Source organism: Janthinobacterium sp. SUN073, from assembly GCF_030397665.1.
Classification (GTDB): Bacteria; Pseudomonadota; Gammaproteobacteria; order Burkholderiales; family Burkholderiaceae_D; genus Janthinobacterium.
In genome coordinates, this window is record NZ_JAPUBT010000008.1 from 221,710 (window position 1) to 243,998 (window position 22,289).

General features: G+C 63.9%; 20 protein-coding genes. 11 read left to right on the forward strand and 9 right to left on the reverse strand.

All coding sequences use genetic code 11. The annotated features are described in order from the left end of the window. Nucleotides 1-41: 41 nt before the first annotated feature. Together O0882_RS21135 and O0882_RS21140 are read left to right on the forward strand one after the other, a co-directional pair. A complete protein-coding gene (locus tag O0882_RS21135) occupies nucleotides 42-965 on the forward strand; it encodes a LysR family transcriptional regulator (RefSeq protein ID WP_289951166.1) in 924 nt (307 codons plus the stop codon). Between the two features lie 86 nt (nucleotides 966-1,051). After that, on the forward strand, nucleotides 1,052-2,395 hold the full coding sequence (locus tag O0882_RS21140) for a chloride channel protein (protein ID WP_289951168.1): 1,344 nt from the start codon (nucleotides 1,052-1,054) through the stop codon (nucleotides 2,393-2,395). Here O0882_RS21140 and O0882_RS21145 read toward each other — a convergent pair. The 3 genes from O0882_RS21145 to O0882_RS21155 form a co-directional block, all read right to left on the reverse strand. Next, the gene (locus O0882_RS21145) at nucleotides 2,385-2,819 is read right to left on the reverse strand and encodes a MarR family winged helix-turn-helix transcriptional regulator (protein WP_289951170.1); all 435 of its coding nucleotides are present in this window, start codon (nucleotides 2,817-2,819) and stop codon (nucleotides 2,385-2,387) included. The genes O0882_RS21140 and O0882_RS21145 overlap by 11 nt on opposite strands. A 147-nt stretch (nucleotides 2,820-2,966) precedes the next feature. Further along, nucleotides 2,967-3,761, reverse strand: a complete 795-nt coding sequence (locus O0882_RS21150; RefSeq protein ID WP_289951172.1) for a toxin-antitoxin system YwqK family antitoxin — start codon at nucleotides 3,759-3,761, stop codon at nucleotides 2,967-2,969. Between the two features lie 26 nt (nucleotides 3,762-3,787). Further along, nucleotides 3,788-4,909 carry a toxin-antitoxin system YwqK family antitoxin gene (locus tag O0882_RS21155; protein ID WP_289951174.1) on the reverse strand — a complete coding sequence of 374 codons (1,122 nt, stop codon included), beginning with the start codon at nucleotides 4,907-4,909 and terminating at the stop codon, nucleotides 3,788-3,790. Nucleotides 4,910-4,986: 77 nt separating this feature from the next. On the opposite strand from O0882_RS21155, the gene O0882_RS21160 reads away from it, so the two are divergent. Next, the gene (locus O0882_RS21160) at nucleotides 4,987-5,394 is read left to right on the forward strand and encodes a hypothetical protein (protein WP_289951176.1); all 408 of its coding nucleotides are present in this window, start codon (nucleotides 4,987-4,989) and stop codon (nucleotides 5,392-5,394) included. Nucleotides 5,395-5,551: 157 nt separating this feature from the next. Here the strand turns inward: O0882_RS21160 and msbA are convergent, their stop codons facing one another. From msbA to O0882_RS21175, 3 genes are all read right to left on the reverse strand, one after another. Further along, entirely contained in the window at nucleotides 5,552-7,387 is a 1,836-nt protein-coding gene (msbA, locus tag O0882_RS21165; protein ID WP_289951177.1) for a lipid A export permease/ATP-binding protein MsbA, read from the reverse strand. Between the two features lie 429 nt (nucleotides 7,388-7,816). Further along, nucleotides 7,817-8,200: a hypothetical protein gene (locus O0882_RS21170; protein WP_289951181.1), complete on the reverse strand. Its 384-nt coding sequence runs from the start codon at nucleotides 8,198-8,200 to the stop codon at nucleotides 7,817-7,819. A gap of 57 nt (nucleotides 8,201-8,257) precedes the next feature. After that, nucleotides 8,258-9,220: a Dyp-type peroxidase gene (locus tag O0882_RS21175; RefSeq protein ID WP_289951182.1), complete on the reverse strand. Its 963-nt coding sequence runs from the start codon at nucleotides 9,218-9,220 to the stop codon at nucleotides 8,258-8,260. Nucleotides 9,221-9,380: 160 nt separating this feature from the next. On the opposite strand from O0882_RS21175, the gene O0882_RS21180 reads away from it, so the two are divergent. Beyond that, nucleotides 9,381-10,802, forward strand: a complete 1,422-nt coding sequence (locus O0882_RS21180; RefSeq protein WP_289951184.1) for a PLP-dependent aminotransferase family protein — start codon at nucleotides 9,381-9,383, stop codon at nucleotides 10,800-10,802. 5 nt (nucleotides 10,803-10,807) lie between these two features. On the opposite strand, the gene moaA is transcribed toward O0882_RS21180, so the two are convergent. Together moaA and O0882_RS21190 are read right to left on the reverse strand one after the other, a co-directional pair. Then, complete coding sequence (gene moaA / locus O0882_RS21185) at nucleotides 10,808-11,896, reverse strand: GTP 3',8-cyclase MoaA (protein ID WP_289951187.1); 1,089 nt, start codon at nucleotides 11,894-11,896, stop codon at nucleotides 10,808-10,810. A gap of 104 nt (nucleotides 11,897-12,000) precedes the next feature. Beyond that, nucleotides 12,001-12,276 (reverse strand): helix-turn-helix domain-containing protein, encoded by a 276-nt coding sequence (locus tag O0882_RS21190; protein ID WP_289951189.1) that lies wholly within the window; start codon nucleotides 12,274-12,276, stop codon nucleotides 12,001-12,003. A gap of 166 nt (nucleotides 12,277-12,442) precedes the next feature. Here O0882_RS21190 and O0882_RS21195 point away from each other — a divergent pair, with 166 nt between their 5' ends. The 7 genes from O0882_RS21195 to O0882_RS21225 all read left to right on the forward strand — a co-directional run bounded on the left by O0882_RS21195 (nucleotide 12,443) and on the right by O0882_RS21225 (nucleotide 21,610). Continuing rightward, a complete protein-coding gene (locus tag O0882_RS21195; protein WP_289951191.1) occupies nucleotides 12,443-14,755 on the forward strand; it encodes an FdhF/YdeP family oxidoreductase in 2,313 nt (770 codons plus the stop codon). Nucleotides 14,756-14,768: 13 nt separating this feature from the next. Further along, the gene (locus O0882_RS21200) at nucleotides 14,769-16,148 is read left to right on the forward strand and encodes a cytochrome ubiquinol oxidase subunit I (protein WP_289951192.1); all 1,380 of its coding nucleotides are present in this window, start codon (nucleotides 14,769-14,771) and stop codon (nucleotides 16,146-16,148) included. Between the two features lie 30 nt (nucleotides 16,149-16,178). Further along, the gene (locus O0882_RS21205; RefSeq protein WP_289951194.1) at nucleotides 16,179-17,159 is read left to right on the forward strand and encodes a cytochrome d ubiquinol oxidase subunit II; all 981 of its coding nucleotides are present in this window, start codon (nucleotides 16,179-16,181) and stop codon (nucleotides 17,157-17,159) included. A 12-nt stretch (nucleotides 17,160-17,171) separates the two neighbouring features. Continuing rightward, entirely contained in the window at nucleotides 17,172-18,092 is a 921-nt protein-coding gene (locus tag O0882_RS21210) for a bestrophin family ion channel (protein ID WP_289951197.1), read from the forward strand. A gap of 12 nt (nucleotides 18,093-18,104) precedes the next feature. Beyond that, entirely contained in the window at nucleotides 18,105-18,950 is an 846-nt protein-coding gene (gene fdhD / locus O0882_RS21215; protein ID WP_289951200.1) for a formate dehydrogenase accessory sulfurtransferase FdhD, read from the forward strand. Between the two features lie 142 nt (nucleotides 18,951-19,092). Next, nucleotides 19,093-20,586, forward strand: coding sequence for an amidohydrolase family protein (locus O0882_RS21220; protein ID WP_289951202.1), 1,494 nt, complete (start codon nucleotides 19,093-19,095; stop codon nucleotides 20,584-20,586). 46 nt (nucleotides 20,587-20,632) lie between these two features. Further along, entirely contained in the window at nucleotides 20,633-21,610 is a 978-nt protein-coding gene (locus O0882_RS21225; protein ID WP_289951204.1) for a ribonuclease Z, read from the forward strand. Here the strand turns inward: O0882_RS21225 and O0882_RS21230 are convergent. Next, nucleotides 21,597-22,226, reverse strand: a complete 630-nt coding sequence (locus O0882_RS21230) for a tetratricopeptide repeat protein (RefSeq protein WP_354670281.1) — start codon at nucleotides 22,224-22,226, stop codon at nucleotides 21,597-21,599. The genes O0882_RS21225 and O0882_RS21230 overlap by 14 nt on opposite strands. Between the last annotated feature and the right edge of the window lie 63 nt (nucleotides 22,227-22,289).

Genomic DNA, 22,289 nt, shown 5'->3' on the forward strand with positions numbered 1-22,289 from the left:
TGCTTCAATGCGTTTCACTACTGACCAAACTGTCATGAATCATGCAAAACCAGGAAACAGATAATCTCTCCGGCGTGGCCCTGTTCGTGCAACTGGCCCAGGCGGGCAGCTTTGTCGCCGCCGCGCGCCAGGCCGGCATTTCGCCGTCGGCCGTCAGCAAGAGCCTGGCCCGGCTCGAGCAGCGGCTGGGCGCGCGCCTGTTCCAGCGCAGCACGCGCCGGCTGAGCCTGACGGCCGAGGGCCAGCTGTTTTTGACCCGCAGCGAACGCATCCTGGCGGAAATGCAGGCGGCGCAGGAGGAACTGGCGGGAGCGCGCGCGCCGCGGGGACGCCTGCGCCTGGGCTTGCCGGAACTGGGCGGCGTATTCCTGCCCGCGCTGGCCGATTTTGCCGCGCAGCACCCCGCCATCGCGCTGGAGCTGGACTTTTCCGACGCGCTGGCCGAGGTCGTCGGCGACGGCTTCGACGCCGTCATCCGCATCGGCGCACCGCGCGATTCGCGCCTGGCCGCGCGCAAGCTGGGCCAGTTCCGCTCCTGCCTCGTGGCCTCCCCCGCCTACCTGGCGCGCCACGGCACGCCGCAGCATCCCCTTGAGCTGCAACAACATGCTTGCCTGCACTACCGCTTCCGCCACAGCGGCAAGGTGGAGCAGTGGCGCTTGCGCCAGGACGATGGCGAGGCTGCGCCGGACTTGCCTTTGTCCATGATCTGCAACAATGTGGAAGCGCGGCTGCACTTTGCCCGGCAAGGCCTGGGCATCGCCTGGCTGCCCGACTTTCATGTGCGCCCGGCACTCGATGACGGCAGCCTCATCGAGGTGCTGAGGGACTACGCGATCGCCGACCATCCAGCCCACAGTTGCTGGCTGCTGTGGCCGTCAGGACCGCACCTGGCGCCGAAAGTGCGGGCGCTCGTCGATTTCCTGGTCGAGGCGCAGCTGTTGTCGTCAATTGCCCACAAATAAGGCAGAGGAAAAACATTCGGACAAATATATCTTTATAATGGCAAGTCTTCCCGACGCCCTGCGCGCCCCTTCCTGGACTTGCCGCAATGAAGCACTTGCACGACATCCCCTCTGCCTTCAAGCATGAATTTGCCAACCCGCGCCTGTGGTGGTCGCGCGCCGTCGTCGTCGGCATGGCCGCCATCGCGGGCCTCGTCGTCGTCGGCTTTACGTGGCTGGCGGAGGAAGCACTGGACCTGTTTCTCTTTTTTAACGGCAAGGCCTGGTGGTTCGCCCTGCTGTGGACACCCGTTTGCGCCGCCCTGCTGGTCTGGCTGACGCGACGCTATGCGATGGGCGCGGCCGGCTCCGGCATCCCGCAAGTGATGGCCACGCTGGACCCGGCCGTGCCGCCGGAGCAGCGCTCGCTGTTTGTGTCCCTGAAACTCAGCGCAGCAAAAATCGTCCTGACGGCGGGCGGCTTGCTGGGTGGCTTGTCGCTGGGGCGCGAAGGGCCGTCCGTGCAGATCGCCGCCGGCGTGATGCTGGCCGCGCGCCGCTGGCTGCCGCGCCACTCGCAGGTCAGCGCCCATTCGCTGCTGGTGGCCGGTGGCGCGGCCGGCATCGCGGCCGCCTTCAATACGCCGCTGGCTGGCGTCATGTTTGCCATCGAAGAATTGTCGCGTTCGCCCGAGCAGCGCAACAGCGGCCTGATCGTCGCTGGCATCGTGCTGGCCGGCATGATGGCCGTGTCCATCCACGGCAACGCCACCCACTTCGGCATCATCCACCCTGGCCCCATCGGCCTGGCGCTGGCCCTGCCAGGTTTACTGGTCACCTTGGTGGCCGGCGTGGCGGGCGGCCTGTTCGCCCGGCTACTGCTGGCCTCCGCCCGCGGCAACCCGCTGGGGAAATTATCCGCGTGGAGAAAGGGCAGGCCCGTGCTGTTCGCCGCCGTCTGCGGTTTGCTGGTGGCGGCCATCGGCATCGCCAGCCATGGCGCCACGTTCGGCAGCGGTACCGTGGCCACGCGCGCCATGCTGGAAGGTTCCAGCGATGCCTCGCCCGCCTTTGTTGCTTTCAAGTATGTGGCGACATGGCTGACCGTGTGGTCGGGCGTGCCGGCCGGCATCTTCGCACCGTCGCTGGCCATCGGCGCCGGCATCGGCCACGATATCGCCGTGCTGCTGCACTACCCGCACGCGCCCGCGCTGATCGCGCTGGGCATGGTGGGTTTCCTGGCCGCCGCCACGCAGGCGCCGCTGACGGCGTTTATCATTGTCATGGAAATGGTCGACGGCCACGGCATGGTGCTGAGCCTGATGGCCTGCGCCGTGGTGGCCAGCACCGTCTCGCGCGTCCTCAGCGAACCGCTGTACGGGGCGCTGGCGCAGCTGCAGCTGCAACGGTTACCGCTGCAGTTGCAGGCTGGCCGGGATACTACATCGTAAACGGAAACGGCTGCATGCCCGCCTGGCGGTCGTCTGGGGCGACCACGGCCAGCAAGGCGTTCAAGCCCTGGTTCAGGTGCGCCAGGCTGTCGGGGTCCAGCTGGGCCAGCGCGCTGGGCAGCAAGCCGCGCGCCGGCTGCGGCGCGCTGGCGATCACGGCCTGGCCCTCCGCCGTCAGGGTGAGCGTGACCACGCGCTGGTCGGGCTGGTCGCGCGCCTTGCGCACATAGGCTTTTTTCACCAACGCGTCGACCAGGTTGCTGGCCGTCGTCTGGTGGATGGACATCTTGCTGGCCAGCTCGCCCATGCGCAGGCCTGGGCGCTCCAGCAATTCCTGCATCACCCACAATTGCGCGCCAGACACGCCGCATTGCTTCTCGATCTGCGCCGAGTGCCGCTGCGCCGCGCGCATAACGACGCGCATGTTTTGCAAGGCCATGCCCTGTGCCCGGGCCACCGCCGAAACTTCCGCTTCCACCACCATTGCCTCCAGTTATCCTGCCGGCTTCACGCCTGCTGGCGGGCCGGAATCCGTACATGATACCTGCAAAGGCGGTCGCGCCCCTAGTGCCTATAGCCCGGCAGGCACTGGCGCTCCGGCCTGCCAAGCCTTCTCCCACACCTGCTTGCCCCGCTTGTCCCAGCGGCGCTCGATGCCCTGCTTCTTGCCATGTTCATACGGCACAAGCTGCAGCAGACTGCCGTCGCTGGCCCAGACTTGCAGCAAGCCATGGCGCCGGCCATCGCGCATGGGGATGACCTTGGCGCGCACGCCATTGTCATACCATTCCGTGACATCGCCCTGCTCGCGCCCTTGCGCGTCCTGCTGCCAGGCGATCGACGGCTTGCCGTTGCTGTCCCACTTCTGCATGCTGAGCAGCTTGCCCTTGCGGTACAGGGCCTTTTGCGCCAGCTGGCCATTGTCATGGCTTTCAAACGACCAGCCATCGGCTTCGCCATCCACCCAGACCTTGCGCGCGAGCACCTTGCCATCCTCGGCCAGGGTGAGGAACTCGCCATCCTGCTTGTCATGGATAAAGTGACTGCGCTGGAACAGCTTGCCATCGGCGTAAAACACTTCCTGCAGCCCATGCATCTTGCCGCCTTTCAGGAAGGCGTGGCTGCTCATCTTGCCATTCGGCCCGTATGACACGTACTCGCCATCGGCCATCTGCTTGCCGTGGTAGCGGATGCGGTTCATCAACTGGCCATTCTCATGGTACGTCTCGACAATCCGGTCACGCCCATTTGGCAGCAGGGTCACCTTTTGCTTGAGCTGGCCGTTGTCATAGAACGACGTATCGCCCTGCGCCGCCAGCGGCAAGGCAATCAACGCCGCCAGCAGCGCCAGGCGCATGGTCCGCATAGTCTGTCGATATGGCATGCGATCCCCTACTTCGCCGCTACGGGCTGGCCATCCTGCCACGCCTGCTCCAGCACCAGCTTGCCGGCCTGGTCCCACTGACGCTCGATGCCGTGCTTCTTGCCGTGTTCGTACGGCACGATCTGCCGCAGGCTGCCATCGCTGTACCAGGTCTGCAGCAAGCCGTGGCGCTGGCCTTCGACAAACGGGGTCACGCTGGCGCGCACGCCGTTGGCATGCCAGTCCGTCGTGTCGCCATGGTCGCGCCCCTGCGCGTCTTTCTGCCAGGCAAACACGGGCCGGCCATTCGGAGCCCACGTTTGCAAGCTGAGCACGGCACCTTTCTGGTACAGCGACTTGTTCGACACGACGCCATTGCCATGGCTTTCAAACGACCAGCCGTCGGGCTGGCCGTGCACCCATACGGTCCTGGCCAGCACGCTGCCGTCCTGGGCAACCGTGACAAACTCGCCCTCGCGCTTGCCATCGACGAACTGTCCCCGTTGGAACAGCTTGCCATCGGCATAAAACGATTCCTGCACGCCATGCATCTCGCCATTGCGTCGATACGAGCGGCTGCTGACGGCGCCATTCGCGCCATACGACACTTGCTCGCCATCGGCCATCTCGTCGCCGTGATACAGCGTCTTGTGCGCCAGCTGGCCATTCTCGTGATACGTTTCCGAGATGCTGTCGCGCCCGTTCGGCAACGCAGTCACCCGCTGCTGGACCTGGCCATTCTCGAAGTACACGCAGCCGCCGAGCAACTCCTCGCCCTGGGCATTGAAGTAGGTTTCGCGCAGCAGCTGGCCATTTTCGTAGTAATACTTGCGAAAACGCACGAACCTGACCTGGCTCAGGTCCAGATCGGTGGCATAGGTTTCAAAGGCCAGCGCGCCCGGCGTATCGGGAAATTCGAGCCGCACGTGCCAGGCACCCAGCGCCTCGTCGCGCACGGGCGGCGTGCGCAGCGCATACACGGCGCGGCGCGGGTTGCTCGGCATGAAATTTTCATCCAGGTACATGCTGTGATCTTCCTCCTGTAAGGTTGGCGTTGGCGTTGGCGCCAGTTCCTGTGCCGCCAGCGGCAAGGCCAGGGCCATGCCCAGCAGTGCGGCCAGTGCCGCGCGCGTCGTCTGTGGTGTGTGCATTGTGTTCCGTTGCAATGTTATTCTGCGGCTGCCATCATAATGGAAGGCAACGTTTTCCCCTGTCACGAAAGAAAGCCATGCACTTGCCCGCCGCCCCCGGCGACACCCAGATACTGGACCTCATCGATGCCTGGATCGCCGACCTGGCGCGCGGCGATTACGCGTGTGCCCATACGCGCACCGCGCACGACGCGTATTACGGCTGGACGCCGGCGCTGCTGCGCGCCGTGATCGAAGGGTATGGTTCGCCGGAGCCGTATGCGGACGGCAGCGTGTATCGCGTCACGCCGGCGGCGCTGGCCAGCGGCGCGCCGCATGAACGCTGTGTCGAGCGCCCGGACGGCCCGGATGGCGGCATAGTGATCGCCGAGGTGCGTCATTCCCTGCCCCTGAACGGCGCCTGGTCGGACCTCACCGCCACCTTTCGCGTGGAAGGCGCGGCGTCGGGCGCCACGCTGGTATTACAGGAAATTCATGTGTTCTAAGAGCCTACCCCAGTAGATGAATACATCCCCTGCTGGCGCCCCTCAGAAGCGGGGACTGCGTTGATCGTCGTCGCGTGGCTCGCCACGCGTCCTCCTCACGCCTTGTCCGCGCTCCTGATGAACTGCCAGCAGAAGACGCTCCCTACTGGCATAGGCTCTAAGCCGCGCCATTCTTGACGGGAGACAACTGGCTCGCATGCAGCCGTGCATACGCGCCTCCCTGCTGCAGCAAGGCGGCATGGCTGCCCGACTCCACCAGGCGCCCGCCCTGCATGACGACGATGCGGTCGGCGCTTTCGATGGTGGACAATCTGTGGGCGATGACGATGGTGGTGCGGTTGCGCATCAGCACTTCCAGCGCCGCCTGCACCTGTCGCTCCGACTCCGTATCGAGCGCGCTGGTCGCTTCGTCGAGCAGCAGAATCGGCGCGTCCTTGTACAGGGCGCGGGCGATGGCCAGGCGCTGGCGCTGTCCGCCCGACAGGCGCGAACCGTTCTGCCCCGCCTGCGTTGCGTAGCCTTGCGGCAGCTGCATGATGAAGTCGTGCGCGTAGGCGGCGCGCGCCGACGCTTCGATTCTGTTCTGGTCCGGGGCCGGGTCGCCATACGCGATATTCGCCGCCATGGTGTCGTTGAACAAAATCACATCCTGGCTGACGAGGGCGAACTGACGCCGCAGGGCCAGCAGCGCGTAGTCGCGCACGTCGACACCGTCGAGCAGGATCTGGCCGCCGCTGACGTCGTAGAAGCGCGGCAGCAAGCCCAGCAAGGTCGTCTTGCCGCCGCCCGAGCCGCCCACCAGGGCCACCGTTTCGCCGGCGCGGATGTCGAGCGTGATCTCGCTCAAGGCCGTGGGCGCATCGGGATCGTCGCTGTTGTAGCGGAAGTGGACGTTTTGCAAGGACAAATTGCCCTGCACGGCCGCCGGGGCCACCGTCCCCGGGTCCGGCTCCAGCGGCGTATCGATCAGGCCGAAGACGGACTCGGCCGCAGCCAGGCCCCGCTGCAGCGGCTCATTGATTTTGGTTAAATTCTTGATCGGCGACTGCATCGCCATCAGCGCGCCCATGAAGGCGACGAAGGCCCCCGGCGTGATGGCGCCGCTTTGCGCGCGCAGCATGGCAAAGTAAATCACGGAAGACAGGGTAATGCCGACGAGCATCATGATGAAGCCGGAATTCATGGCCGAGGTGGCGGCATGCTTGACGGCCAGCTGGCGGTTGCGCTTGACGACGTCGACGAAGCGCGCCTGTTCATAATCCTGCCCGCCGAAGATCTTCACCACGCGCTGGCCGGCGATGCTTTCGTCCAGCACGGACGTCAGCTCGCCCACGGCTTGCTGCGAACTCTTGCTCAGGTGGCGCATGCGGCGTCCCGCCAGGGTCACGACGATGGCCACGATGGGCATCGAGGCCATGCAGAACAGGGCCAGTTTCACATCGATGCTGAACAGCAAAATCAGATAGCCGACGGTGGCGACGGAATCGCGCACCATCACGTTGAGCACGTTCAAGCCCGCCTGCGACACCTGGCTGGCGTCGAAGGCCACGCGCGACTGCGTCAAGCTGGTGGTGGTGGTATCGAAGAAGCGGCTGGGCAGGCGCATGATGGTGGCGAACATTTTTTCGCGCAAATCGGCTTGCACCCGGCTCGATAGCCATACGGAACCGTAGTCGCCGGAAAAACTGGACACCATGCGCAGCACGGCCAGGCCCAGGATGGTGGCGGGAATCACCCACAAGTCCACCTGTCCCGCGTGCGCGGGCAGGAAGCGGTCGACCCAGCCCTGCAGCATGCCCATCACGCCGGACACTGGCGCGACCTGCTCGCTGGCCGTCGTGCGCATGGCATCGACGACGTTTTGCAACTGGCGGATTAACAACACATCGGTGGCGGACGCCACGCCGACAGCCAGCAAGGTGGCGGCAACGATGGCGCCATAGCGGCGAAACTGGCCGGCCAGGCGGAAGAACAGGAGGCGACTTTGCTGCATGTAGTTGGGAAAAGTGAGGGTAAAGCGTGATTCTAACCGCTGCCAGACTTACCTAAGCAGGTCGCAATAAATTATTGTGATTTCTGACTTCCATAACCGACGCTCTGCGGTGTTGCCCGCTGCTAGCAGTGCTCGCACTGCGTCGCAGCGGGCGCCTTGCAGAGCATCCGGTTCTGTTCGTCATAACTTCACAATAATTTCCCACGACCTACTTAGAGCCTATCCCAGTAGATGAATACATCCCCTGCTGGCGCCCCTCAGAAGCGGGGACTGCGTTGATCGTCGTTGCGTGGCTCGCCACGCGTCCTCCTCACGCCTTGTCCGCGCTCCTGATGCGCTGCCAGCAGAAGACGCTCCCTACTGGGATAGGCTCTTAGACGAAAGTCGCACCTTGCCGGCGCAGAACCGGCAAGGGCAATGCACGGGAAATCAGCTCTTCGCCACTTTCCACGCGGCCGTGCCGGCTTTGCAGACTTTCAGCTTGAGGGTCTGTTCCTGGCCCTTGGCGCTCAAGCCCACCTGCACCTTGCGGCAGGTTTGCGCGTCCGTTTTTTCCGTGTCGCTGGCCGTGATCTCGGCGGCGATGCGCACGGAATTGCGCAAGCCTTCATTGCTCCATTGCACGGTTTCGCCATCCTTCTTGTCATTGAGCACGTCGGCGACGGCTTTCACGAAGACGGGCTTGTCATTCTTGTTCAGGTAAGCCATCGGCGTATCGGCCAGGAAACCCAGGCCGACGGCGGAAGCGGAAGCGCTGAAGACGACGCTGCCGAAGATCAGGGCGGACAACAGTGTGGCGGGACGAATACGCATGGAAAACTCCTTGTAAAGTAAAGAATAGGGACAGGACCGGGAACCGCCAGGCGGCCCTTAGCCGGGATCGGCTGGCGAAATACCCACGGCCAGCAAGGCATCGATGCTGGGCACGAAATAGATCGCCGACGACAGCGGCGTGGAAAAATCCAGCAACCTGTCCGTTTTGCTGACGCCATCATAGCCTACGCCATACATTTGCCGCAGCATGCCCATGGTCACCGTGATATCGCGGCAGAAACCGACAAACATGACGCCCGCCTCGCCGGCATTGGCGTAATTGGCATTACGGCGCACGATATCGACTTCCTCGCCATCGCGCAGAAACTGGTTGCGGCCCACATGGGAATCGACGGGCAGCGGCGACAATTCATGGCTGCCGGCCTTGGTGCGGCCCCACACCTGTTCCGCCGCGTGCACGGGCAAGGCGCGCAGGCGCTCCACATCCATGCGCCATTTCTGCAGCAGCACGGTGGAGCCGCCCGCGCCCGCCTCGCCGTCCGGAATGATGGCCACGCCGTGGGCGCGGAACGGATTCGGATTGGCGACGCCGTCGGCAAAGCCGTCAAAGGTCACATTATTGTGATACGGAAAACACACCTGCTCGCTGGCCAGCTCGGCGCAGGAGCTCAGCAAGGTGAGCGTCGTACGCATGCTGTCGTACAGGGTGGCCGCGTTCGACTGCGTGATCCAGACCCAGAAATCGTGCTGGGTAGCCGGCGCCGTCTTGCCGTTGGCGCCCACCAGATCGTGCGCAAACGATTCCATGTTGTCCGGCACGCAGCCGGGACAGGCGGCGCGCCACAGCTCAGGCTTGAATCCCAGCACCACATTGGCCGTGCCGCCCGTCAACTGATGGTGGCGGTTCAGGGTGGGGTCCAGGATGCCCGTGACCTCGGATTCCCACAATTTACTGAGCAACTTGAACAACTGTCGCATATCGACGCCGGCCTTCACATTGAACTGCAAATGCACTTCGTCGCGCGCGACGACAGACAGCATGCTTTGTGGAATTGCCATGACAGAGTTTCCTCTTTTGATGTTGTAGGTGGATGGTAAACCAGGAAGTGCCGGATGGCAGTTTCATTTAAGCAACATGCGATTACTGTAACTATAGGTAGTCATGAATTGGACGATAATGCAATGACGTAGAGCAAGAATCAAGAATGGATACCATTGCATGAAATTGTATGAAAAGCTCGTCAGCGACATCGAGCAACTGGTGGACAAGGGCGTGCTCTTGCCCGGTGAACGCATCCCCTCGGTGCGCCAGACCAGCCAGCAGCACAAGCTGAGCATCACCACGGTGCTGCGCGCCTACGTCAAGCTGGAAAGCATGGGCGTGCTCGAAAGCCGGCCCCAGTCCGGCTACTTCGTGCGCCAGCGGACCAGCGATACGACCGCGCCGTCCCTGTGCATGCAGGCGTCGCACCCCAGCCCCGTGCCGGCCGAAGTGCACGTCAGCCGCCTGGTGCTGTCGACCCTGCGCTCGATCGGCTTGCACGACGCCATCCCGCTGGGCTCGCCCTACCCCGACCCTTCGCGGTTTCCCTGGGAACGCATCAACCAGTATGCGGGCACCGTGGCGCGCCGCAACCGCGCCTGGAGCGTGACGGACGACCTGCCGCCGGGCAACCCGCAGCTGATCCGCGAAATCGCCCGCCGCTACATGGAAAACGGCCTGGCCGTCGATCCCGATGAAATCATCGTCACCGTGGGCGCCACGGAAGCGATCAACCTGTGCCTGCAAGCGGTGGCCAAGCCGGGCGATACCATCGCCGTCGAGTCGCCCACCTTCTATGCCATGCTGATGGCCGTCGAGCGGCTGGGCATGAAGGTGGTGGAGATTTCCACCGATCCGTATGAAGGCATCAGCATCGAGGCGCTGGCCGACATCATGGCCCGCCAGCCGATCGCCGCCGTCATGGTGATGCCGAATTTCCAGAATCCGCTGGGCTTTCAAATGTCGGACCAGCGCAAGCGCGCCCTGGTCCAGCTGCTGGAGCAGCACGACGTGCCCGCCATCGAAAACGGCGTCTACAACGAACTGTATTACGGCGACGCCCACCCGTCCTCGCTCAAGTCCTACGACCGCAAGGGCCTGGTGTTGCACTGTTCCTCGTTTTCCAAGAGCCTCAGTTCCGCGCAGCGCGTGGGCTGGGCCCTGGCCGGGCGCTATCGGGGCAAGGTGGAGGAACTCAAATTCCTCAATACCCTGGCTACGTCCGCGTTTCCCCAGCTGGCCATCGCCGAATATCTGCAAAACGATGGCTACGAACAGCATCTGCGCCGCACCCGCAAGGCGTATGCCCAGCAGGCGCGCATCATGGCCGCCGCCGTGCAGCGCTTCTTTCCCGCTGGCACGAAAATCTCGCACCCGCAGGGCGGCTACGTGCTGTGGGTGGAGTTGCCCGGCGACATAGACTCCATGCAGCTGTACCGGCGCGCGCTGGAATGCAAGATCACGGTGGGGCCGGGGCGCATGTTTTCCGTCAGCCAGGCCTACAAACATTGCATCCGCCTCAATTACAGCTATCCGTGGAGCGTGGGCGTCGAGCAAGCCATTATTCTGCTCGGCAAACTCATCACCGAATTTCTGTAAACCATTCACCCGCCCACCAGCGACATGCGCACGGTGGGATACTGCTTGCGCTGGGCGCCGCCGGCCTGGGCCAGCGCGCCGCGCACTTCCGAGTAGCGGTCGCCACGGCGCTGCCAGTGCTGGCGCAACAGGGCTTCCAGTCCTTGCGCCGAGTCAAGCCGGGGCCGCAGGTCGAGGCCGTCGTGGGCGAACAGGCAGGTAAACAGCTTGCCATCCGACGAGACGCGCACGCGGCTGCAGTCGCCGCAGAACGGCTGCGACACGCTGGAAATGAAACCCACTTCGCCGCCGCCATCGAGGTAACTATAACGGCTGGCCGTTTCGTGCAAGATCGGCTTGCCTTCGCCCAGCGACACGAGGGGAAATTCCGCCGCGATCAGCGCCCGCGCTTCGTCCGACGTGACGACATGCGTGCGCGACCAGGCGCCGATGCCGCCCACGTCCATGAATTCGATCAGGCGCAGAATCACGCCCGTGTGGCGGAAATGGCGCGCCAGCGGCACGATCTGGCTGTCGTTGACGCCTTTCTGCACGACCATGTTGACCTTCACGGGATGCAAGCCCACGGCTTGCGCCACCTCGATACCGTGCAGCACTTTCTCGACAGGAAAATCGACGCCATTCATGCGCTGGAAAATGCCGTTATCAAGACTGTCGAGGCTGACGGTGACCCGCTCCAGGCCCGCATCCTTCAGCGAACGCGCCTTGGCCGCCAGCAAGCTGCCATTCGTCGTCAGCGCGATGCTGACGGCGCGCCCGTCCGGCGTGGTGAGCCGCGCCAGCATTTCGATCAGTTGTTCCAGGTTCTTGCGCAGCAGCGGTTCGCCGCCCGTGATGCGGATTTTATCCACGCCCAGGCGCACGAAGGCGCGCGCCATGGTGTCGATCTGCGCGAAGGACAGGCGCTCGCTCGATGGCAGAAACGGGTAATCGCTGGGGTACAGCTCGGCCGGCATGCAATAGGTGCAGCGGAAATTGCACTGGTCGATGACGGAAATGCGCAAGTCCGTCAGGGGGCGCCCCAGCATGTCCACGCAGGGCGCGATATGGTCTGGCTGCCGGAGCGCTGGCTGCGGATACAGGATGGTGTTCATTGTGCTTCCCCCTTGATGTGCATTCGTCAGGATGTAGCATAAGACGAATGGGGGCAGGCCAAGAGGTACAGTCCGGCGCCAGGCGATAGAGTACAGATTCGGCTTTACTCTGCTGGCGGCGGCGCGAACATGCTGGCGCACAGCTGCGCGCCCGCCGCGCTCAAGGATGCGCTGCCGCCGCCGCTCTCCGCCGTGACGACTGTCACCAGGCCCGCGCTGGACAAGGCATTGAGCTGGCGCAGCAAAGTGCTCATCTGTACCCCTGCCCGCTTGGCCAGCTTGGCCAGCGACCACGCTTTCTCCGGCGCCTCCTGCCGCGCCTCCCACAGCAGCGCCAGCAGCGCTATCAGCGCTGTGTCGATCCCTTCTTCCTTGTGCATGTTTTTTCTCCTTGTCCACATCATAAATCACGGCCGACGCGGACGCGACGCACATCGCCATCGTTCCATCTGTACTCTGTTTTTTTGTCCGGAACTGTGCGCCTACGCTCCCGCCTGCCGCCCCTACCATGTGATTGTCCCATCGCATATCACCAGGAGAGTCATCATGAGCAAGCCAAAGTCCGACGCGCGCATCGCGCCCTACACCCATGCCGCGGCCGGTTGGGGAGCCCTCAAGTACGTGGCCATCAATCTGTTCAAGGAAAAAGTCAGCGCGGGCAACTACCGTTCGCTGTTCGAGCAAAACCAGCCCGACGGCTTCGACTGTCCCGGCTGCGCCTGGCCCGACCGCGAACACGCGTCCACGTTTGAATTCTGCGAAAACGGCGTCAAGGCCGTGGCGGCCGAATCGACGAGCAAGCGCGTGCGCCCCGAGTTTTTCCAGGAACACACGGTCACCGAACTGATGGAGCAGTCGGACTATGATCTGGAACAACATGGCCGCCTGACGGATCCCATGGTGTACGACGCCGCCAGCGACAAATACCAGGCCATTGCCTGGGACGACGCGTTCGCTCTGGTGGCGCACCACCTGCACGCGCTGGACGACCCGAACCAGGCCGCCTTCTACACGTCTGGCCGCGCCAGCAACGAAGCGGCCTTTTTGTATCAACTGTTCGTGCGCGCCTACGGGACGAACAACTTCCCCGATTGCTCCAACCTGTGCCACGAAGCCACCAGCCGTGGCTTGCCGGAAACGGTCGGCATCGGCAAGGGCACGGTGTTGCTCGACGACTTCGAGCATGCGGACACCCTGCTGCTGTTCGGCCAGAACCCGGCCACCAACCACCCGCGCATGCTGGGCGAATTGCGCGAAGCGTCGCGCCGTGGCGCCACCATCGTCTCCATCAACCCCTTGCATGAACGGGGCCTGGAACGCTTCACCAGCCCGCAGCATCCGCTGGAAATGCTGACGGGCGCCAGCACCAACATTTGCTCGCTGTTCATCTGCCCCACCCTGGGCGGCGACTTTGCGCTGATCAAGGCCATGGCCAAGCGCGTCGTCGAGCTCGATGACGAGGCCATCGCCCACGGCCAGGAGCGCGTGCTCGACTGCGCCTTCATCGCCGAACACACGAGCGGCTTCGATGCCTTCGCGGCCGACCTGCGCGCCGAAAGCTGGGACTTGCTGATCGCCGAATCGGGCGTGGCGCGCGACAAGATCGAAGAGTTGACGCAGATCTACGTGAAAGGCGAGGCCGTCATCGCCACCTGGGGCATGGGCGTGACGCAGCACAAGAATTCGCTGGCCACCGTGCAAATCCTGTCGAACTTGATGATGATGCGCGGCAATATCGGCAAGCGCGGCGCGGGCCTGTGCCCCGTGCGCGGCCACTCGAACGTGCAGGGCGACCGCACCATGGGCATCGAGGAACAGCCGACCAAGGAATTCCTCGACCGCCTGGGCCTGGTGTTCAACTTCGAGCCGCCGCGCCACCACGGCTACGACGCCGTCGGCACCATCGCCGCCATGCTGGAGAAAAAAGTCAAAGTGTTTGTCGCGCTGGGTGGCAATTTCTCGATGGCCACGCCGGACACGCCGCGCACCTGGGACGCGCTGCGCTCGTGCGACCTGACGGTGCATATCGCCACCAAGCTCAACCGCAGCCATCTGGTGCACGGCAAGGATGCGCTGATCCTGCCCACTTTGGGACGCACGGAAATCGACGTGCAGCAAGGCGTGGCGCAAGGCGTGACGGTGGAAGATTCGATGAGCATGGTGCACATCTCGTTCGGCATGAACCAGCCCGCCTCGCCCAACCTGCGCTCGGAAATCGCCATCGTGGCCGGCATGGCGCAAGCAACAATCGGCAGCGAGAAGATCGACTGGCTGCGCTATGCCGGCAACTATGCGCTGCTGCGCGATTCCATCGAGCAAGTATTCGATGACTTTTTCGATTACAACTTGCGCATAGCCAAGCCGGGCGGTTTCCACCTTGAAATCGCCTCGCGCGAACGGGTGTGGAAGACGCCGAGCGGCAAGGCGCAATTCCTCGTCAACGCCGTGGAACTGGACACGCCGATCCACCGTGCGCGCCAGCAATATGGCGAGCGCCTGATGGTGCTGATGACGACGCGTTCGCACGACCAGTACAACACGACGATCTACGCCATGGACGACCGCTATCGTGGCGTGTTCGGCCAACGCCGCGTGGTTTTCATCAACAAGGACGACCTGGCCATGCTGGGCTTTGCGGCCGGCGACTGGGTCGACCTGATCGGCGTGTGGCATGACGGCATAGCCCGCCGCGCCGACCGCTTCCTGCTGGTCGAGTACGACATTCCGCGCGGCTGCATCGGCGCCTACTACCCGGAAACCAATCCGCTGGTGCCACTGGACAGCGTGGGCGAAGGTTCGCGCACGCCGACCTTCAAATCCATCCCCGTGCTGCTGTCGCCTTCGGCCGCCCTCAGCTGATCAGGAGAACGCCATGTTCGGTTTCGATACCCTGGACCTGTCGCGCGCGCAATTTGCGATGACGGCCATCTTCCACATTTTGTGGCCCATATTGACGATCAGCCTGTCGCTGTTCCTGTTCGTTGTCGAGGCGCTGTGGCTGCGCACCAGCGACCCCGTCTACTACCGCCACGCGCGCTTCTGGAGCAAGCTGCTGGTGCTGAACTTTGCCGTCGGCGTCGTCAGCGGGATTCCCCTGGAATTCCAGTTCGGCACCAACTGGGCGCCGTTCTCGCACCATTCCGGCCAGTTCATCGGCAACATCCTCGGCTTCGAGGGCGCCATGGCCTTCATGCTGGAAGCGGGCTTCATCGGCGTCATGATGTTCGGCTGGGGCCGCGTACCGAAGGGCGTGCACCTGTTTGCCACCGGAATGGTGGCGCTCGGGTCGAGCATTTCCTCGTTCTGGATCATGGTCGCCAATTCCTGGATGCAGACGCCGGCCGGCGTGCGCGTGCTCGACGGCAAGGTCATCGTCACCGATTACGTGGCCGCCATCTTCAATCCCGACATGGCCTGGGCCGTGGGCCACATGTGGGTGGCCGCCGTGGAAACGGGCCTGTTCGTCATCGCGGGGATTTCCGCCTGGTATATGTTCAAGCGCCGCGAACCGGCCTTCTTCGCCCGCTCGTTCAAGCTGGCGCTGATGCTGCTGCTCGTCATCGCTCCGTTGCAAGTGTGGCTCGGCGACTCCAGTGGCGTCGATGTCTTCAAGACCCAGCCCGCCAAAGGCGCGGCCATCGAAGGTCACTGGCACACGAATCCCGATGGCGAGGGTGCGGCCTGGTCCTTGCTGGCCTGGCCCAACCAGGCGGAGCAAAAGAACGACTGGTCGCTCGAAGTGCCCGGCATGCTCAGCGTGATCGCCACGCATAGCGCCACGGGCAAGATCACTGGCCTGGCCGACATCGCCCGCGCAGACCAGCCACCCATGCTGCCGCTGCTGTACTACGCGTTTCGCGCCATGGCCGGCATCGGCATGTGGTTCGTGCTGCTGGCGTTCTGGACCTTCGTGGCCTGGCGCAAGGTGGGTGGGCGCGTGCAAGAGTTCGTGCGCAATCGCAAGCTGCTGCTGGCCTGGGTGCTGACGATACCGCTGCCCTACATCGCCGTCGAGTGCGGCTGGATCGTGCGCGAAGTGGGACGCCAGCCATGGGTCGTGTACGGCTTGCTGCGCACGCGCGACGCCGTCTCCGACGTGGCGGCCCACGCCGTGGGCGGCAGCATGCTGATGTTCTGCGTGTTTTACATCGTGCTGTTCCTTACGTTTTTTGTGTTCGCCAGGAAATGGCTGCAACAAGGCCCGGACCTGGCGCTGCCGCTGCCGAACGCCGCCCATGCCGTGGGGTATTGAAATGCGCCCCCATCAATCAAGGAGTTTGTAATGGAAATGAATTCGCATGCCATGCTGGGCAATGCCTGGTTCGGCCTGATCGGCCTGATGCTGATCTTTTACGTCGTCACGGACGGCTTCGACCTGGGCGTGGGCATCCTCAGCCTGCTCACCCGCCGCGAGCAGGAACGCAACCTAATCTTTCAATCGATCGCCCACGTGTGGGACGCCAATGAAACCTGGCTGGTGGTGGTGGGCGGCGCCCTGTTCGGCGCCTTTCCCAGCGCCTACGCCACCTTGCTGGAACAGCTGTACATTCCCATCATGCTGCTGATCGCCAGCCTGATCATGCGCGGCGCCTCGATCGAATTCCGCCATGCGGCCGGCAACAAGCGCCTGTGGGACCTGGTCTTCGGCGTGGGCAGCCTGCTGGCCGCCGTGGCGCAAGGCGTGGTGCTGGGCAAGGTCATCACGGGCTTGCAGCCTGGCCCGCTGAGTGCGGTATTCACGGCCTGCACGGCGCTGGGCGTGGTGGCCGGCTATTGCCTGCTGGGCAGCACCTACCTGATCAAGAAGACGGGTGGCCAGCTGGAAGCGGCGGCGCGCCGCTACGCAACCACCAGCGTGCTGGCGACGGTCGCGGCCGCCATCGTGCTGTCGGCCGGCACCATGGTCTTCAGCGCCATCGGCCACGACCGCTGGGCGCAGCCTGGCGTGTTCGGCGTGTTGCTGGCCCTGGCCGCCATCGCCGCCAGCGCTTTCATTTACATCCTGTGGGCCGTGCACGTGAACGGCGTGCGCGGACCGTTCCGCGGCGCCATCGTGCTATTCCTGGCTTCGTTCGCGGGCCTGGCCATCAGCTTCTTCCCCGACCTGGTGCCAGGCAAGCTGAGCATCGCGGCGGCCGCATCGGACGAGCCGACGTTGATCTTCATGCTGATCGGCATGGGTTCCATGCTGCCGATCATGATCGGCTACAACCTGTTCCAATACTACGTCTTCGAGGGCAAAGTCGTGCCCCACAAGCATTGAGCGGCATCCAATATGATCATTCGGCCTACCACCAACTGGTTCCGCATGCTGTTCGTCTGGAATGGCTCGGTGCTGCAAGCCATCATTCCGCAATTGCTGCTGATGCTGGTCGTCAGTTCGCTGGCCCTGCTGACGGATGGCCGCATCTTCGGCGTCAAGATTCCGCTCGATACGGCGCCGTTTCCCATGGTCGGCATCAGCCTGGCGATCTTCCTCGGCTTTCGCAACAACGCCAGCTATGCGCGCTTTGTCGAGGCGCGGCATATCTGGGGGCAATTGCTGATCGCCGCGCGGGCCCTCGCTTCACAGGCGCTCACATATTTGCCGCAGGAAACGAGTGGCCTGGACCATGAATTGCTGCTGCGCCGCCTGATCGCCTTCGTCTACGCACTCAAGCACCAGCTGCGCCAGACGGACCCGCAGCAAGACCTGGCGCGCTACCTGCCGGCCGAGGACATGCAGCGCTTGCAGGGCGTCAACTTCAAGCCCGTCGCCGTACTGCATACGGTGCGGGCCATGCTGTACGAGGCCGTGCAGCGCCAGCCGGGCCAGACGCAGCTGCTGTGGATGCTCGACACGCAGCTCAACGACCTCGCCGCCACGGTGGCCGGTTGCGAACGCATCAAGAACACGCCGATTCCATACCCGTACGGCGTGCTGGTGCATCGCACGGTCTACATGTACTGCTTCTTGCTGCCGCTGGGCCTGGTGGACGCCATCGGCGTGGCCACGCCCCTCATTTCCGTGTTTGTCGCCTACACCCTGTTTGCGCTGGAAGCCATCGCGCAGCAGATCGCTGAACCGTTCGGCCTGGCACCGAACTGCCTGGCCCTGAACGCCATGACGCGCGAAACGGAACGCTCGCTGCTGGAATTGCATGGCGACCCGCTGCCGCCTTCGATCAGGCCCTGCCCGCGCTATCAGATCAATTAACCGGAGAACAGCATGGACTTTGATACCACGACCATCGAACGCGATGGATTTCTGGAAGTGCCCATGGTGCGCCACCAGGGGGGCGTGGCCACGGCAGGCCGTGACATGGTGGCCGAGGAATATCCCGTGGCCCTCGTCTACAACGGCATCGCGCACGCGGTGATGATGGCCACGCCGCGCGACCTGGAGGAATTCGCCGTCGGCTTTACCTTGACCGAAGGCATCGTCGGCAGCGTGCGCGACATCTATGACCTCGATGTGTGTTGCGGCGAGGATAGCGCGGAAGTGCGGCTGACCATCGCCCAGCCGGATTTGATCAAGCTCAAGGCCCGCCGCCGCGCGCTGACCGGACGCACCGGTTGCGGCGTGTGCGGCATCGAAAGCCTGGCCCTGCTGGACCTGGTGCCGGAGAAAATTACGCGTCCGCTGCCGCCGCTGGTGGCCAGCAGCGCCATCATCGGGCGCGCCGCGCGCGAACTGCTGCCTTACCAGGAGCTGATGCACAAGACGGGCGGCGTGCATGCGGCCGCCTGGTGCACGGCCGAAGGCGCCATCGTGAAAGTGTTCGAGGACGTGGGCCGGCATAACGGTCTCGACAAGCTGATCGGCTACCTGGCGCTGCACCGCATCGCCATGCATGACGGCTTCGTCTTCCTGTCCAGCCGCGCCAGCTATGAACTGGTGCGCAAGTCGGCGCGCATGCATATCGGGCTCGTCGCCACCATCTCCGCACCCACCTCGCTGGCCATCCGCATCGCGCGCCAGGCCGGCATGCAACTGGTCAGTTTTTGCCGCCGCGACGGTTTTGTCGATTACACGGCGGGCGAAGGGGAAAATAGCGGCCAGCATGCACCTTGAACAGCCGATGCTACATTCTTTGCCGTAAAGCAAGTGCACGCTTGACTTGCCCCCGCTGGCGGCTTTCAATGGGAATAGTTTCTAATCATTAACTTTACCTGCTGCCACGCTCCTGGCGCGGCAGCGATGAAAGGATGGCGCGATGGCCCTTGCACAAGAGCAGCATCTGGCGGACACCTGGCAGACGGGCGGCTTGAAGCCGCGCGCCTGCGACTGCGGCGGCACCGTCTTTACCATCCTGCACCAGCGGGTGATGGCGGACATGCGGCGCCGGCAATTTCTCGGCGGCACGGCCGCCATGCTGGCGCCCTTCATCGGCTTGTCCACCAGCAATGCCATCGCCCAGCAACCGCAAACGCCCCAGCGCCCCCTGCTGTTGACCAATCTGCGCCTGTTCGATGGCACGGGCAAAGCACCCCGTTCCGGTGTCAATGTGCTGGTGACGGGGGCAAGCATTACCGCCCTGCCGCCGGCCGGCGAGAAAGTCGAGGGCGCGCAAGTGATCGATTGCCAGGGCAAGCTGGTCATGCCGGGCCTGATCGACGCCCACTGGCACACCATGCTGGCCGCCATCAACCAGGTGACGGCCATGACGTCCGACGTCGGCTATTTATATCTGGTGGCGGCGCAGGAAGCGCGGCGCACCCTGCTGCGGGGCTTTACATCCGTGCGCGATCCTGGCGGCCCCGCCTTTGCATTACAACGCGCCATCGACGAAGGCATCGTCGACGGTCCGCGCATCTTTCCATCCGGCGCCATGATTTCGCAAACCTCGGGCCATGGCGACTTCCGTTTGCGCTCGGAGATCCCGCGCGCGGCCAACGCGCCGCTGGGCATGGCGGAAACGGCGGGCATGGCCATGATCGCCGATGGCGAGGCGGAAGTGCTGCGCCGCGTGCGCGAGCAACTGATGCTGGGCGCGACGCAGATCAAGATGATGGCCGGCGGCGGCGTCGCCTCACTGTACGACCCGCTCGACAGCACGCAGTATTCGGAACGCGAACTGCGCGCGGGCGTGGAAGCGGCCGCCGACTGGGGCACGTATGTGATGGCCCATGTGTACACGCCGAAAGGCATACAGCGGGCCATCCGCGCGGGCGTGCGCAGCATCGAGCACGGCCAGCTGGCCGACGACGAATCGGCGCGCATGATGCGCGACACGGGCACATGGTGGAGCTTGCAGCCTTTCCTGCAAGACGCGGATGCGAATGTCTACCCCGATGCGGCGCGCAAGGCCAGCCAGGCCATTGTTTCGGAAGGCACGGTGAAGGCGTATGCGCTGGCGCAAAAGTACGGCATCAGGACGGGCTGGGGCACGGATATCCTGTTCAACGCGAAAAACACGCCCACGCAGGGCCGGCAATTGGCCAAGCTCACGCGCTTTTACGACCCGTTGACCCTGCTGGCGCAGGCGACAGGGCAAAATGGACAGTTGCTGGCCTTGTCCGGCCAACGCTCGCCCTACCCGGGCGCCCTGGGCAAGCTGGCCGTGGGTGCGTTTGCCGACTTGCTGGTGGCCGAGGGCGACCCGACGAAAAACCTTGATTTCCTCGCGCATCCCGAGGAAAGCCTGTTCCTGATCATGAAAAACGGCCGCATCTACAAGGACAAATTGAGCGCGCCTTTGGCAGGCTGAGGCCAGCGGCGTTGGCAAGCGGGCACGCCTGCCGCATAATGCGGGCATGTTCAAACTGACTTTTCTCGGCACGTCTTCCGGCGTGCCCACGCGCCACCGCAACGTCACCTCGCTGGCCCTGCAAACCACGCACAACCGCGACTGGTGGATGATCGATTGCGGCGAAGCCACGCAGCACCGGCTGCAGCGCCTGCCCTTGTCCGTGCACGACCTGGTCGGCATCTGCATCACCCACGTGCATGGCGACCACAGCTATGGCCTGCCGGGCTTGCTGGCCAGCGCCTCCATGACGGGTCGCAAGAAACCCTTGCTGCTGATCGCCCCGGCCCCCATCAAGGCCTGGATCGACGCCACCCTGTTGCACACGGAACTATTTTTGACGTATCCGCTGATCCACATCGACGTGGACTGCGCGCAAGTCGTGCATGAAGCAGCGGGCTTGACCATCTCGCGCCACGCGCTGTCGCACCGCGCCCCGAGCGTGGGCTACCGTTTTGCGCTGGAAACAAGCAGGTGGAAGCTGGACAAGGCGGCCCTGCAAGCAGCCGGCGCGCCGCCCGGCCCCGCCTGGGGCTTATTGCAGGCTGGCCAGGATGCGATCCTGGACGATGGTACGATCCTGCGCGCCGCCGCTTTCCGCCAGGTGGAAACGCAGCGCGCCACGGTGGTGATCGGCGGCGACAACGACACGCCAGCGTTGCTGACGGACGCCTGTGCCGGTGCGCAACTGCTCGTGCACGAAGCCACCTACACGGAAGCCATGCTGCAAAAGGTCGGCCCCGGCCCCACGCACAGTTCCGTGCAGCGCGTGGCGCAGTTTGCTGAGTCGGTGCGCCTGCCCAATCTGATTTTGACGCACTTCAGCGCCCGCTATCACAATGCGGACGGCATGGCCGAACTGGAAGCGGAAGCGCGCCTGCATTACTCGGGTGAGTTATTTCTGGCGCGCGATTTCGATAGCTATGAACTCGATGCGGCCGGCGTGCTCAGCAAGCTGCCGGCAAAGAAATCTAGTGAGGATTGACGCCGTACTGCGCCGCATATTCGGCGGCCAGCGTGCGCGCCGCTTGCTGCTGTGACGACGTGAGGATTTCCAGCAACTGGTCGCGGTTCTTGATCGATTGCGCGCTGCCGGCCTCGGCCGGCATGGCAATCCATGCATACGCCTGCACGTAGTCGAGCTCCACGCCCTGCCCTTGCGCGTACAGCAAGCCATATTCATTCTGCGCCGACAGGGAACCGGCTTCGACCGCCTGCTTGTACCAGAACGCCGCTTCGACAAAGTCTTGCGGTACACCATCGCCCTTGCGGTAAGCCTGCGCCAGGTTGAATTGCGACTGGCCATCGCCCGCCTCGGCCGCCTGGCGCCCGAAAGCCAGCGACTGGGCCATGTCTTGCGCGACGCCATCGCCGCTCGCATACATCAGGGCCAGATTGGCCAGCGAGGGTGGAAAACCCGCCTGCGCGGCGGCCGTGAACAGTTCTACCGCCTTCGGCAAATTTTGCTCGACGCCATGACCCTGGTGACAGGCTGGCCAATAAATGCTGGCCGGCAGGATCGCCCGTGCGCGCGGCCGCATCGAATTGCTTGAACGCCTCGGCGTAATTACCGTCGTTATAAGCGAGGATGCCCGCTTCATTAAAAGATGCTGTCGATATGCTCATGAAGATTCCTTGTTCGGGGATTTTGGGCATTGTACACA